This window comes from Pseudomonas arvensis (assembly GCF_056688935.1).
Genome location: NZ_CP162038.1, coordinates 1,015,075 through 1,029,047 on the forward strand (window position 1 = coordinate 1,015,075; position 13,973 = coordinate 1,029,047).

A 13,973-nucleotide genomic window follows, 5' to 3' on the forward strand; every position below is an offset into this window, starting at 1 on the left:
CCATGTGTGGACGTTATGCCCTGTTTCGCTGGAATCCTGCCTTTGCGGCCTTGCCGGGTTTTCCCGTCGACCAGCAGGCCCAGTGGAACATCTCCCCGAATGATTCGGTGCTCATCCAGCGCCTGAACGACGGCCAGCGCACCCTGGCCCGCGCCCGTTGGGGCCTTACGCCGCCCTGGCTGACTGACCTTTCCCGCACACCGGCCCACGCCCGCGCCGAAACCCTGGCCGAGCAGCCGATGTTCCGCGAAGCCTTCCGCCAGCGTCGCTGCCTGCTGCCGGCCAACGGCTTTTATGAATGGCGCGGCACCCAGCGCAAACGCCCCTATTGGCTGACGCCGGGGGAGGGCTCCACGTTGTTTTTTGCGGCGATCTGGGAGGCCTATCCGGTGCAGGAGCAAGTGTGGCTGAGCACTGCTGTGGTGACGCAGGCCGCCCAGAGCCAGCGCCGGCCGTTGATCCTGGACGCGGCTGGGCAGGCCGCCTGGCTTGATCCCGAAACGCCGTTGCATGTGCTGCAAAGCTTGCTGGCCAGTGAGCCCGTCGCGCTGCGCGAGCGAGTCCTGGCCAACATGGTCAACGATCCCAAGCTCAACGGGCCGGAGTGCCTGACGCCGGCTTGAACCTGAACGCCGCTGTGGGATGTATCTGAAAATCAGCGGTTAAGCGTCTGTTGTATCTGGCGCCGATACAAATGAGCGCCTACGATACGCGCGATGTTTTATGGGTGTTTTTCAGGGAGCGAGTGTTGATGAAAAAAACAGTGGCGGTAAGCGTATTGGCGGCGGCAATGCTGCTGGCAGGGTGTCAGTCGGTCAATACCACCAGCGGTGGCGCCGTTGGGGTTGAGCGCAAGCAGTACATGTTCAGCATGCTGTCGAGTCAGGAAGTCGACCAGATGTATGCCCAGTCCTACCAACAGACCTTGGGTGAAGCCAGTACCAAAGGCCAGTTGGACAAGACCAGTGCCAACGCCAAGCGTGTGCAGGCTATCGCCAAGCGTTTGATCGCCCAGGCGCCCACCTTCCGCCCTGACGCAGCGCAGTGGAAGTGGGAAGTGAATTTGATCAAGAGCGATGAGATGAACGCCAACTGCGGGCCAGGCGGCAAGATCTTTGTGTACAGCGCATTGATCGACAATCTCAAGTTGACGGATGACGAGTTGGCAGCGGTGATGGGCCATGAGATCGCCCATGCCTTGCGCGAGCACGGCCGTGAGGCAATGTCCAAGGCGTATGGTATCGAGATCGCCAAGCAGGGCGCCGGTGCGTTGTTCGGCTTGGGCCAGGACAGCCTGGCACTGGCCGACACCGTGGCCAACTACGGCATGACCTTGCCGAACAGCCGCAGCAATGAAAACGAGGCAGACCTGATTGGCCTGGAGCTGTCGGCCCGCGCCGGCTACAACCCGAACGCCGCCATCACGCTGTGGAACAAGATGGCCAAGGCTTCGGAAGGTTCGCCGCCGGAATTCATGAGCACTCACCCCGCGTCCGACAGCCGGATTGCCTCGTTGCAGGCGGCGATTCCGAAGGTGATGCCGCTCTACCAGCAGGCCAAGAAGTCCTAAGGCTTGATGAGGATCTAAATGTGAGAGGGGGCTTGTCCCCCTCCCATATTTGATTGGGTTTGCAGGCTTGGATCCTTAGATCCAGCCACTGCTTTGCATGGCCTTGTACACCGCGACAATCGCCAACACAAAGAACGCCGTCGCCGCCAGTCGACGAATCATCGTCAGTGGCAGTTTCTCCGCCGCAAAATTCCCCGCCAGAACCACCGGTACGTTGGCAATCAACATGCCCAGGGTGGTGCCGATAATCACCAGCCACAGCTCCGGGTACTGCGCGGCGAGCATCACCGTGGCGATCTGGGTCTTGTCACCGATTTCCGCCAGGAAAAACGCAATCAGCGTGGTCAGGAATGGCCCGAACTTGCGTGTGGTGCTGGCTTCGTCGTCATCGAGTTTGTCCGGCACCAGGGTCCATAGGGCGGTGGCGCAGAAGCTCGCCGCGAGGATCCAGTGCAACACCGCGTCGGAGAAGAAACTGCCAAACCAGGCACCCACGGCACCGGCGGCCGCATGGTTGGCCAGGGTCGCGGCGACGATGCCGGCGATGATGGGCCAGGGCTTGCGAAAGCGAGCAGCGAGAATGAGCGCGAGCAGTTGCGTCTTGTCGCCGATTTCGGCCAAGGCAACGATTGCGGTAGGAACGAGTAATGAATCCAGCATCAGGTAAGTTTCCAGGGGCGGGTCGACACGGCTATGACACGTACAGCCTTCCCGCCCCGGGTAAGGTGTGCGTGTCATAGGTCTTGTCAAACCCCGGTCCGTCTGTGCGGACTCCTGGGTCGCATACGCCATGGTCTGTTGACCAAGTATGTTGACGTATGCCGGACGAGCGTGGCGCTCGTGGGAGACTACTCCCCTAGGACGGAGCGGATTCTGCCTAGGCAAAATCCATTCGGCAAGCCTTCTTTTTCAAAGCGCCATCAGGGGCGCTTGGCACGGTAGATGCGAAAACCATTGCCCTCAGCCTTGATCGCACACACGCCCAAATGCTCTTCGATCAGCGGCTGGTACTTCAGGAAGCTGTTGGCAACCAGCCGAAGTTCACCACCTTTTGCCAGGTGTTTCGCCGCTTTTCGCAGCAGGTTCTCGGTAGCGAAATAATCGGTGTGCACCCCGACATGGAACGGTGGGTTGCTAAGAATCGCGTTCAAGCCCATCGGTGCAGCATCGATGCCATCACCGGTCAGCACCTCGGCCTCCAGGCCGTTGGCCGCCAGTGTCAGGCGGCTGCTGGCGGCGGCGAAGGCGTCCACGTCCAGCATCGTCACGCTGTTGTGCGGGTAGCGACGTTTCACCGCAGCCCCCAACACGCCTGCGCCGCAACCGAAGTCCAGCAGATGGCCGCTCGGCAGTTTGTCCAAATGCTCCAGCAGCAACTCGGTACCACGGTCCAGGCGACCATGGCTGAACACCCCCGGCAGGCTCACGACTTTGAGCGGGCCTTCGGCCAGCGGCACTTCAAACACTTGCGCCAGGCTTTCCAGTTCCACCGCGTGCGGCGCGTTAGCCACGGTGATCTGCCACAGCTGGCAGTGCCGTGCATTGTCGAGCTTGCGCGGTTTGCCGAACGGGATCATCTGTTTGGCGGCGCTTTCGATACCGCTTTTTTTCTCGCCGACCAGAAACAGCTCGGCGCCGGGCAGGCGTGCGGCGACGGCGTTGAGCAGGTAATCGGTGAGGTCCTTGGACTTGGGCAGGAAGATCACCGCAGCGTCGAACTCACGCTCCGGCACGTTCACGCCAAATTGGCTGCGCTCGGGGAACCGCGCATCAAGCGCTGCCTGATCGCCGGCATGCCAGCACCAGGCGTGGGCGTTGGGCAGGCGGCCCAGCAGGTCGTCGGCGGGCAAGCCCACCAGCAACAGGTTGCCTTGAAAAAGTTCGGCCTGACGAAGCAGTACTTCACTGCGCGGATCCATGGTCTGCTCCTTGAAAAGGGGCGCAGTTTATCAACTGACGACGCGCAGCGGGGCGCCGCTGAAAAAGCCCAGGGCGTTTTCCGTCAGTTGGCCGACGATGCGCTGCCGCGCTTCGCGACTGCCCCAGGCATTGTGCGGGGTGACGATCAGCCGGGGAATGTCATCAGCCAGCAACGGGTTGCCGTTGACCGGTGGCTCCACACTCAGCACATCGGTGGCTGCGCCGCCCAAGTGACCGCTGCGCAAGGCATCCGCCAGCGCCTGTTCGTTGATCAAACCACCGCGTGCAGTATTGACCACCAACGCGCCGGGCTTGAGCAGTGCGAGTTCGCGGGCGCCGATAAAGTCGCGGGTATGCTCGTTGAGTGGGCAATGCAAGGTAAGGGCGTCGACCTGCCTGAGCAGCTCATCCAGAGGTACACGGTCTGCGCGGGCAGGGCGACCCGGAATCGCGCCAAGCAGCACGCGCATGCCAAACGCTTCGGCCAGCCGGGCTACCGCGCCGCCCAGTTCGCCGTGGCCCAGCAGGCCGAGGGTCTTGCCTTCCAGCTCGACGATAGGATGGTCGAGCAGGCAGAACTGCTTGGCCTGTTGCCATTTGCCAGCGGCCACATCCCGTTGATAGTCCTTCAGGCGCGTCGCCAGGTTCAGCAGCAGCATGATCGTATGCTGCGCCACCGATGGCGTACCGTAGCCCTGGCAATTGCTCACGGTGATGCCCTGGGCGCGGGCGGCCTCAAGGTCGACGTTGTTGGTGCCGGTGGCCGATACCAGGATCAACTTGAGTTCCGGGCAGGCCGCCAGGGTTTCGCTGTTGAGGACGATCTTGTTACTGATGACCACCTGCACACCTTGCAGGCGCTCAATCACATTCTGCGGCGTGGTGTCCGAGTACAACTGCAGGTCGCTGAAGCAGTCTCTTAGACCGCTGAGGTCGAGGTCCCCCAGGTCCAGGGAGGGGTGATCAAGGAAGACGGCGCGGCGATTGTTCGTCATCAACTGTACCTTTTGCGACAGGGTTCGAAGGCGTAATCTGCCGAGCCTATCAGATGAAATAATCCGTTACTTAATGGAGTGAGTATGTACGTCGCCGAGTTTTTGACCGTGGCCTTGATCCACCTGTTGGCAGTGGCCAGCCCAGGCCCGGATTTCGCCGTGGTAGTACGCGAAAGCGTGACCCATGGCCGTCGCGCCGGCACCTGGACCGCACTGGGTGTGGGCTCGGCGATTTTCCTGCACGTGGGTTACTCGTTGCTGGGGATCGGCTTGATCGTGTCCCAGTCCATTGTGCTGTTCAATGCACTGAAATGGGCGGCGGCCGCGTACCTGCTGTATATCGGCTTCAAAGCCCTGCGCGCGCAGCCGGCCAAGCCCGCCGCCGAGGGCGAGTTGCACCGTGAAGCGGGCGAGCGCACACCACGCGGCGCGTTTACTGCGGGCTTTGTGACCAATGGTTTGAACCCTAAGGCCACGTTGTTCTTCCTGTCGCTGTTCACCGTGGTGATCAACCCGCACACGCCGCTGGCCGTACAGGCGGGTTACGGTGTGTACCTGGCGGTGGCGACGGCGTTGTGGTTCTGCCTGGTGGCCATGCTGTTCAGCCAACAGCGCGTGCGCGCCGGGTTTGCGCGGATGGGGCATTGGTTTGATCGGACCATGGGGGCGGTTTTGATTGCGATTGGGGTGAAGTTGGCGTTTACCAGTATGAAGTGAGTCGAGATTTCTTATGGTAGGGTCAAGGTGGAATATGGAGCTGTCCTGGGCAGAGTCGAGCGGGTTCGAATGCCAATTTTCGCATAGTCGACATCACCGTCTCCTGCCGGGGAAGTCGACTTCACGTATTGGATGTGCGTTATCCGGCAACGGGTCTGTAAACCCCTCGACATCCGTCTTCTCCTCGAATATTTGACCGTTATTCCCGACCAGCCTATAGCCATATGAAGGCAGTCTTTTCCCCCATTCGTCCACAATGACGTAGCGCCCATACCCAGGCTTATCCGGTTCTGGGAGCCATTCGGGTAATAACTGCGGGCGCGGGTCCGGGCAATCCACATAACGCCAGCGTGAAAAACATTCAGGGGCGCGTCCTGTGCGCAGGCTTTGTAGTTTCCAGAAGTCTGGCTTCGATTGACCGTCGGCCACGACACTGCCGTCGGGGTAGGTGAATTTAATGAAATTGCCAACTTTGTGTACCTTTGACCCTTCCGAACGAACCAGTACCGAAGAGTGAAAAACAGGTTCGAAATACACTGTTCGCGCCTGCAATGCCTGATAGTTAATGTAGATGCCACCTTCACTCGCCAAATTTATAGTCTTGCTGTACCCGCCTATAAAACTTTCATGTATCCAAGGGTAATAGTCCTTTTTGATTGTTAAATCTCCGTCAACCTTGATATCGGCTCCTCCTTGTGGAGAGTCGTTGTAGTCAAATATCGCGATCACGCCTCCACCAGCGCCATAAGTCACGTTCTCGCCAAACCGCGTCGGGTCGGCATATTCCACACCAAACGTCACATTCGCCAAGTGCCAGCGGCACGCTCCTCCTCCATCTTTTGGCAGTTTCACCTGGTAAAGATCGCTCTCTCCTTGGCGCTCCAATTCCTTGTAAACCGACTGATGCCCATCCCGTTCCATGCGTTGGCCGCTGGGGCCGCGTCTGATGCTCTTACAGATGGGCGAGCGATACATCACCCACATGGTTTCGGTTTTCAGTTCCTTGGGCAGTTTCACCGTGACGGTTATTGTTTCGCTGTTGGCCGGCGGTGCCAGGCTGTAATCCTGGCGACAGCCGCTGAGGCTGAAAAACATCACGCACGCGAAACTGAGCAGTCGGGTAAACCCGGTTTCGACCTTTAGCGAACTGATAGGCTTAACCATAAATTTTCTCGTAATACGCTTTGGGGTCGGCAATGGCATTAAAGCGTTGCAGCGCTTCCGCTCCGCCCTCCATTTGCTGGGTGACAGGCAGGGCCTGGTCTACCAGGGCCTGCAAGTCGAGAAAAATGCGACTGCGGGCCAATTCGTCTGCATGAATGCTCCCGTAGTAGTCCTTCATCTGCTGTTCGAACTTGTGCCTTTCTATCTGCCGCTCCAGTAACGGATCACGCTCGGCGTCAATCGATTCCAGTAATTGGTTGTGGATATAGGGTTGGTATTGCGACATGTAATGATCGCCAATACGCGGCATTCGCCACGTCGTCGGGAGGCTGTAGCGCGGGAAGAACCTGGCTCGGCTTTCTGCAGTCAGGGAGGTATTGAGGCGCTGCGTGGCCTGCTCAGCCTGCTGATCACTGTCCTCGCTCAGGCTTGGGACCAAATACAACTTGGCTTTTATCGGCAGTTCATAAGTGAGCGTGCTGCGATAAGGCGAGCCGTCAGGTCTGCGGTAAGCGGGGTATGGGGTGAATTCTTGTTGCTGGTGTTGTTCGGTACGGAGAAACAGGGCGATCTCACCGTGATGGCTGTATGGGTCTTCATGCTTGAACAGGGCGCTGGTAACAGCTTGACGTAGCGACCAACTAAACCCGGCCAGCAGGCCCATAGGGCCGTAGATGTCATACAGGTAGTTGTCCAGCGCGGCCTCGGGGGGCACGCGAGGAATGGCGTCCATGTCGTTGACATGGCGAAAGTGCCTGAGGTCGCCTAAAAATTGCACGGCGTGGAGGGTAAAGGTTCGGGGCATCCCGTAGGTATAGAGCAAGGGGTTATGGTCTTTCAGCGAGGCCGCGTGGATGAGGCCGAGGGCGCCGCCCAGGCTATGGCCGCAGATGAACAGCTTTTTACCATCAATCCCCTTAAAAATCGTCTGCCCCAAATGTTGGGTATAAACCCGTCTCGCTACCTCAAATGCATCTCGAAAGCCAAGGTGCACACTGCCCACAGCGGTGAGGTCGGGGCAAGGAACCTTGGGCTCGCAAACCGCCGCGACCTCAGATTTCACAGGACGAAAGGTCGCATCAGTAATTAAATCTGCGAAACCGTCCATCTCAGTTCCGCGCCACGCCACCAATACTTGGGAGGCGCTGATAGCGTAAAAGAGCTGGGTATGACCTTCCGGTGGCTTTTCTTTGGCAGTGCCCAACGCCTTGACTGTTGTATAGCGATCACCGAAGGGCACATCTACCACCACACAGGGCCAAACCTGGCCGTTATCCCAGACCCTAGGTGTACGCGACAGATCCAGGCATTGCTGCTCGAAGAACTGATTCACGGAACCCAGTTCGTGCTCATCCCGATTGCTATACGACAAAATACTCATCAAGCCCAAGTTGTAGGCATTGACCAGGCTGTACTCAGGTTGGTGATGCAACAGCAGCGACCAGGCGCGAAAGGGGCAGATTTCCAGCACATGGCGACGATCCAGTTCCGCATCGCTGACGGTGAAGCCGCTGAACTTCCGCTCCGGGAAATGAAACGCCGGTAGCTGAGTCGAATCGTCCAAGGGCGGTTTGATTATTGGTAGTTGGTCACATAGTTGACCGATTCGCAGATAGTGGTAGCAGTACCCCGCATTCAGTGCCTGCGTCTCAATCGGTGAAAAGCCTGAGCGTTGCGGACCATGTATCGGTGTACGGTCCCCAATATCTGGCCGGGGCGGCTCGGCGCGTTCAGCACGCAATCGACGGGTTTGCAGTTGGACGGCTAAAGGATCTGCCTCCATCAACAGCGTGATAGGCAACGGATGCAGGCCCTCGATGCGAATCACACCCTCAGCATCGGTGCGGCCAACAAACTCCAGCACAAAGCGTTCACGAGTGGCCTCATTCACCGCCCGATAGGGCAAGTTCGCCAGCGGCTCGCCCTGCTCGTCCAGCAACTGGAACTCGATCCAATGCTTTATCTGTTCACCGCCTATAAAATCCTTGTACGGATTGAGGGTGTCCGTGCGGTGCATGGGATCGTTGTACATGGCAGTCCTTAGCAATGGATATGGCGAAAACCCAAAGCGTAAAGAGTTGCTATCGGTGACGAATGTCGGAAGGTTCGCTTTTCAAAGCAGGTGACTTCCTGATCTGAAGATGTATGGGAAAGGATTGATAATGGCTCAAAGCTAGCATTCCCCGGCCTCTGCAAATCATTCCTTTGGCTGATTTGGCTGAAACATAAGCGCTCTACAGTGCAGATCGTTCACCCAAGACCGTGCAGTCATAAAAGGGATTCGTATGTTGCAGACCCGTGTTATTCCCCCCGCCGAAGGTGCGTACCAATATCCACTGTTGATCAAGCGCCTGCTGATGTCCGGTGCTCGCTACGAAAAGACCCGGGAAATCGTCTATCGCGACAAGCTGCGCTACACCTACCCGACCTTGATCGAACGGGTCGCGCGCTTGGCCAATGTGCTGACCGAAGCCGGGGTCAAGGCCGGTGACACCGTGGCAGTGATGGATTGGGACAGCCATCGCTACCTGGAATGCATGTTCGCCATCCCGATGATCGGCGCGGTGATCCACACCATCAACGTGCGCCTGTCGCCGGAGCAAATTCTCTACACCATGAATCACGCCGAAGACCGCTTTGTGCTGGTCAACAGTGAGTTCGTGGGCCTGTACCAGGCCATCGCCGGGCAGCTCACTACCGTCGACAAGACTCTGCTGCTCACTGATGGCGAATCAAAGACTGCCGAGCTGCCGAATCTGGTGGGCGAGTACGAAACCCTGCTCGCCGCCGCCAGCCCCAAGTATGACTTCGAGGATTTCGACGAGCATTCCGTCGCGACCACCTTCTACACCACCGGCACCACCGGCAATCCCAAGGGCGTGTACTTCACCCATCGCCAACTGGTACTGCACACCATCGGCGTGGCGACCATCATGGGCAGCATCGACAGCGTGCGCCTGCTGGGCACCAACGACGTGTACATGCCGATCACGCCGATGTTTCACGTGCACGCCTGGGGCCTGCCGTATGTGGCGACCATGCTTGGCCTGAAGCAGGTCTACCCTGGCCGCTACGACCCGGAATACCTGGTGGAGCTGTGGCGCAAGGAAAAGGTCACCTTCTCCCACTGCGTGCCGACCATCCTGCAAATGGTGCTCAACGCCAAGGCCGCCCAAGGCGTGGATTTTGCCGGCTGGAAAATCGTCATCGGCGGCAGCGCGCTCAATCGCTCGCTGTATGAGGCGGCGAAGGCGCGTGGGATTCAACTGACCGCCGCGTACGGCATGTCCGAGACTGGCCCGTTGGTGTCCTGCGCCCATCTCAACGAAGAGCTGCTGGCCGGCAGCGAAGACGAGCGCATCACCTATCGCATCAAGGCCGGCGTGCCCGGACCGTTGGTGGAAGCGGCGATCATGGACACCGAGGGTAACTTCCTGCCCGCCGACGGCGAGTCCCAGGGCGAGTTGGTGTTGCGTGCGCCGTGGCTCAGCGAAGGTTATTTCAACGAGCCGCAGAAGGGCGCCGAGCTGTGGGCTGGCGGCTGGATGCACACCGGCGACGTGGCCACGCTGGATGCATTTGGCGTGATCGATATCCGCGACCGCATCAAGGACGTGATCAAGACCGGCGGCGAGTGGATCTCCTCACTGGCCCTCGAAGACCTGGTCAGCCGTCACCCGGCGGTACGCGAAGTAGCGGTGGTGGGCATCGCCGATCCGCAGTGGGGCGAGCGCCCGTTTGCGCTGTTGGTGGTGCATGATGGCCATATGATAGGGGCCCGCGAGCTCAAGGAACACCTCAAGCCTTTTGTCGAATTGGGCCATTTGAGCAAGTGGGCGATTCCAAGCCAGATCGCCGTTGTTACTGAAATTCCCAAGACCAGTGTCGGCAAACTCGATAAAAAACGTATCCGTATCGACATCATCGAATGGCAGGCCAACAACAGTACCTTCCTGTCCACTCTCTGATGCCCCTCGCCGTGCCCGTTCGGGCACGGCAATGCTCTATCTTGAGCCTCTACTTGTGATTTTCCGATTTTCAGCCATCCTCTCCGCGTCGGCCTTTGCCGACATGGCGAAAGGGCTGTGGCAGACGGGTCGGTGATGCGAATCACACTTTAGAGGGATCAAGCGGTACCCCCTGCTGGCTATAGTCCTACTCAGAGTTTTTCAAGGATGCGTCGCTTCGGGCCATGGAGGTTCAGTTGCCAGGGCGGCATTGGAATCGTTGTATTCCGGCCGTTACAAGCATCACAAAAGAACTCACTGCCATAACAATAATGCACATGGAGTAGCGTCGATGACCTCAGTAAACCAGTTCTGGCGCCGGGCAAGATTGCCATTGGCCGTCAGCCTCGCCTCTACGCTCGCCGGGCCCGCATTCGGCGTCAGTTTCAATATCGGTGAAATCGAAGGGAGTTTTGACTCGTCGCTCTCTGTGGGGGCGAGCTGGTCGACAGCCAAGCCTGACCGGGATCTTATCGGCGTCAACAACGGTGGCAAGGGGTTGTCCCAGACCTCCGATGACGGTCACTTGAACTTCAAACGTGGCGAAACGTTCTCGAAGATCTTCAAGGGGATTCATGACCTGGAGCTGAAGTACGGCGATACCGGTGTGTTTGTGCGTGGCAAGTACTGGTACGACTTCGAACTCAAGGACGAGAGCCGCGAGTTCAAGGACATCAGCGATAACAATCGCAAAGAGGGCGCCAAGTCTTCTGGTGGGCAGATACTCGATGCGTTTATCTACCACAACTATTCCATCGCCGATCAGCCCGGCAACGTGCGGTTCGGTAAGCAGGTAGTGAGCTGGGGTGAAAGTACCTTCATCGGCGGCGGCATCAACTCTATCAACCCGATCGATGTGTCTGCGTTCCGTCGTCCGGGTGCCGAAATCAAGGAAGGCTTGATTCCGGTCAACATGTTCTATGTGTCGCAAACCCTGACCGATAACTTGTCGGCGGAAGCGTTTTATCAGTTGGAATGGGACCAGACCGTCACGGATAACTGCGGGACGTTCTTCTCGCAGCCTGATGTTATTTCCGATGGCTGTAGTAACAATTTGCGAGTGCTGAACAGCCGTCGCTTCCTGCCTGGCGCAGTACTGCCAGGGCTTGCCGCGAACGGCGTCGACGTCAATAACGAGGGCGTATTGGTGCGCCGCGGCCCTGATCGTGATGCGCGCGACAGTGGTCAGTTCGGTGCAGCGTTCCATTACAACTACGAGCCTCTGGATACAGAGTTCGGCGCATACTTCATGAACTACCACAGTCGCGCTCCGATCTTCAGTGCCCAGGGCGCCCCGCAATCGAAATACACCGGCGCAACGCCAGGTCTGCCTGGTCAATTGCGTCCGTTGGTGGTCGCGGGTAACTCCAATTATTTCGTTGAGTACCCTGAGGACATTCGTCTTTATGGTTTGAGCTTCTCCACCACCTTGCCTACGGGAACCGCGTGGAGTGGCGAGTTTAGTTATCGTCCTAACGCCCCCGTTCAACTGAGCACCACCGACATTCTGTTTGCGGGTGTGAAGCCGCTTGGTGGTCCGGTGCTGGGCAATGCATCGTTGCTGAACGGGGCTCCCGGTCAGGACTTGCATGGTTATCGGCGTAAAGAAATCAGCCAGTTCCAAACGACCTTTACCCACTTCTTCGACCAAGTCATGGGCGCCAGCCGCTTGACCCTGGTGGGTGAAGTCGGCGTAACCCATGTGGGCGGACTGGAGAGCAAGTCTGACGTTCGCTACGGTCGCGACCCTGTCTTCGGCCCTGGATCGCTGCCCAACAACGCCTGTGCGAACTTGAACACGTCTACTGCACAAGGTGGGGGGCTGGCCAATGCCAATAGCTTGAACACTAACTGCAACAATGATGGCTTCACCACCGCCACTTCCTGGGGTTATCGCGGTCGGGCCATCTGGGAATACCCGGATGTGTTCGCTGGCGTCAACCTCAAGCCAAACGTGGCCTGGTCCCATGACGTCAAGGGGTACTCCCCGGGTCCTGGCGCCAACTTCGAAGAAGGCCGCAAGGCCGTCAGCCTTGGCCTGGATGCCGAATATCAGAACACCTACACCGCCAGCCTGGCCTACACCAACTTCTTCGGTGGTGATTTCAGCACGGTGAATGACCGCGACTTCGTCGCCCTGAGCTTCGGCGCGAACTTCTAAGCACACTGTATTTTCAGGAAGAACCAGAACATGAAAATAACCAAAAGTCTGTTGCACGTGGGTGTGCTTGGACTGTCGATCCTGGCGAGCAACGTCATGGCGGCAGTGTCGGCGGATGAAGCCGCCAAGCTGGGCACCAGCCTGACCCCGATGGGCGCGGAAATGGCCGGTAACGCGGCCGGCACCATCCCGAAATGGTCGCCGATGCCGACCAATGCGGGGGCTGTGGATTCTAAAGGTTTCCTGGCCAACCCTTACGCCAGTGAACAGCCGCAATTCACCATCACCGCGCAAAACGTCGAGCAGTACAAAGACAAGCTGGCACCGGGGCAGTACGCGATGTTCAAGCGTTACCCGGAAACCTTCAAGATGCCGGTCTACCCGACCCATCGTGGCGCCACCGTGCCGGCGGCGGTGTTCGACTCCATCAAGAAGAACGCCACCACCACCAACCTGGTGTCCGGCGGCAACGGCCTTGAGAACTTCGAAACGGCCGTGCCGTTCCCGATTCCGAAAACGGGCGTCGAGGTTATCTGGAACCACATCACCCGTTATCGCGGTGGCAGCGTGACCCGCCTGGTGACCCAGGCCACGCCGCAAACCAACGGTTCCTACAGCCTGGTGTACTTCCGCGACCAGTTCGTGTTCCGCGACAAGATGAAGGACTTCGACCCGAAAAACCCAGGCAACGTGCTGTTCTACTTCAAGCAGCAAGTGACCGCGCCAGCACGCCTGGCCGGTGGTGTGCTGCTGGTGCACGAAACCCTGGACCAAGTGAAGGAACCGCGTTCGGCGTGGGTCTACAACGCCGGCCAGCGCCGTGTGCGCCGCGCGCCACAAGTGTCCTATGACGGACCAGGCACCGCAGCCGATGGCCTGCGTACCTCCGACAACCTCGATATGTACAACGGTGCGCCGGATCGCTACGACTGGAAACTGGAAGGCAAGAAGGAAATCTACATCGCCTCCAACAGCTACAAGATCGATGATCCTAAGCTCAAGTACGCCGACATCATCAAGGCCGGCCACATCAACCAGGACCTGACACGCTACGAGCTGCGCCGCGTCTGGCACGTGGTCGCCACCTTGAAGGAAGGCCAGCGCCATATCTATGCCAAGCGTGACTTCTTCATCGACGAAGACACCTGGCAAGCCGCGGTGATCGATCACTACGATGGTCGTGGCCAACTGTGGCGCGTCGCCGAAGCCCATGCCGAGAACTACTACGACAAACAAGTGCCGTGGTACGCCCTGGAAACCCTCTACGACCTGCAGTCCGGCCGCTACCTGGCCCTGGGCATGAAGAACGAAGAGAAGCAGGCGTATGACTTCGGCTTCACCGCCACCACCAGCGACTTCACCCCAGCGGCCTTGCGCCAGGACGGTGTTCGCTAAGCTGCAGCTGTAACCCAATGTGGGAGGGGGCTTGCCCCCGATAG

General features: G+C 58.7%; 11 protein-coding genes and 1 riboswitch. Of the genes, 6 read left to right on the top strand and 5 right to left on the bottom strand.

Annotated elements, in window-relative coordinates; genetic code table 11:
- Positions 1 to 2: 2 nt before the first annotated feature.
- Both AB3G88_RS04615 and AB3G88_RS04620 read left to right on the top strand, forming a co-directional pair.
- Entirely contained in the window at positions 3 to 623 is a 621-nt protein-coding gene (locus AB3G88_RS04615; RefSeq protein ID WP_099587145.1) for an SOS response-associated peptidase, read from the top strand.
- A gap of 128 nt (positions 624 to 751) precedes the next feature.
- Positions 752 to 1,570 carry a M48 family metallopeptidase gene (locus AB3G88_RS04620; protein ID WP_099587146.1) on the top strand — a complete coding sequence of 273 codons (819 nt, stop codon included), beginning with the start codon at positions 752 to 754 and terminating at the stop codon, positions 1,568 to 1,570.
- Positions 1,571 to 1,645: 75 nt separating this feature from the next.
- Here the strand turns inward: AB3G88_RS04620 and AB3G88_RS04625 are convergent, their stop codons facing one another.
- The 3 genes from AB3G88_RS04625 to AB3G88_RS04635 form a co-directional block, all read right to left on the bottom strand.
- A complete protein-coding gene (locus AB3G88_RS04625) occupies positions 1,646 to 2,230 on the bottom strand; it encodes a TMEM165/GDT1 family protein (RefSeq protein ID WP_099587147.1) in 585 nt (194 codons plus the stop codon).
- An 88-nt stretch (positions 2,231 to 2,318) separates the two neighbouring features.
- Positions 2,319 to 2,440, bottom strand: a riboswitch (yybP-ykoY riboswitch).
- Positions 2,441 to 2,490: 50 nt separating this feature from the next.
- Positions 2,491 to 3,489, bottom strand: coding sequence for a methyltransferase (locus tag AB3G88_RS04630; protein WP_099587148.1), 999 nt, complete (start codon positions 3,487 to 3,489; stop codon positions 2,491 to 2,493).
- 30 nt (positions 3,490 to 3,519) lie between these two features.
- Complete coding sequence (locus AB3G88_RS04635) at positions 3,520 to 4,485, bottom strand: 2-hydroxyacid dehydrogenase (protein ID WP_112193507.1); 966 nt, start codon at positions 4,483 to 4,485, stop codon at positions 3,520 to 3,522.
- Positions 4,486 to 4,569: 84 nt separating this feature from the next.
- Here AB3G88_RS04635 and AB3G88_RS04640 point away from each other — a divergent pair, with 84 nt between their 5' ends.
- A complete protein-coding gene (locus AB3G88_RS04640) occupies positions 4,570 to 5,202 on the top strand; it encodes a LysE family translocator (RefSeq protein WP_003188636.1) in 633 nt (210 codons plus the stop codon).
- 93 nt (positions 5,203 to 5,295) lie between these two features.
- On the opposite strand, the gene AB3G88_RS04645 is transcribed toward AB3G88_RS04640, so the two are convergent.
- Together AB3G88_RS04645 and AB3G88_RS04650 are read right to left on the bottom strand one after the other, a co-directional pair.
- Positions 5,296 to 6,366, bottom strand: coding sequence for a hypothetical protein (locus AB3G88_RS04645; RefSeq protein WP_191948243.1), 1,071 nt, complete (start codon positions 6,364 to 6,366; stop codon positions 5,296 to 5,298).
- Positions 6,359 to 8,398, bottom strand: coding sequence for a lipase family protein (locus AB3G88_RS04650; protein ID WP_480453403.1), 2,040 nt, complete (start codon positions 8,396 to 8,398; stop codon positions 6,359 to 6,361). The genes AB3G88_RS04645 and AB3G88_RS04650 overlap by 8 nt, the downstream gene beginning before the upstream one ends.
- A 253-nt stretch (positions 8,399 to 8,651) precedes the next feature.
- On the opposite strand from AB3G88_RS04650, the gene AB3G88_RS04655 reads away from it, so the two are divergent.
- The 3 genes from AB3G88_RS04655 (at position 8,652) to AB3G88_RS04665 (ending at position 13,929) form a co-directional block, all read left to right on the top strand.
- Positions 8,652 to 10,334, top strand: a complete 1,683-nt coding sequence (locus AB3G88_RS04655; RefSeq protein ID WP_099584902.1) for a fatty acid--CoA ligase — start codon at positions 8,652 to 8,654, stop codon at positions 10,332 to 10,334.
- Positions 10,335 to 10,665: 331 nt separating this feature from the next.
- On the top strand, positions 10,666 to 12,534 hold the full coding sequence (locus AB3G88_RS04660) for a DUF1302 domain-containing protein (protein ID WP_480453404.1): 1,869 nt from the start codon (positions 10,666 to 10,668) through the stop codon (positions 12,532 to 12,534).
- Positions 12,535 to 12,564: 30 nt separating this feature from the next.
- Positions 12,565 to 13,929, top strand: coding sequence for a DUF1329 domain-containing protein (locus AB3G88_RS04665; protein ID WP_480453405.1), 1,365 nt, complete (start codon positions 12,565 to 12,567; stop codon positions 13,927 to 13,929).
- Positions 13,930 to 13,973: the final 44 nt, after the last annotated feature.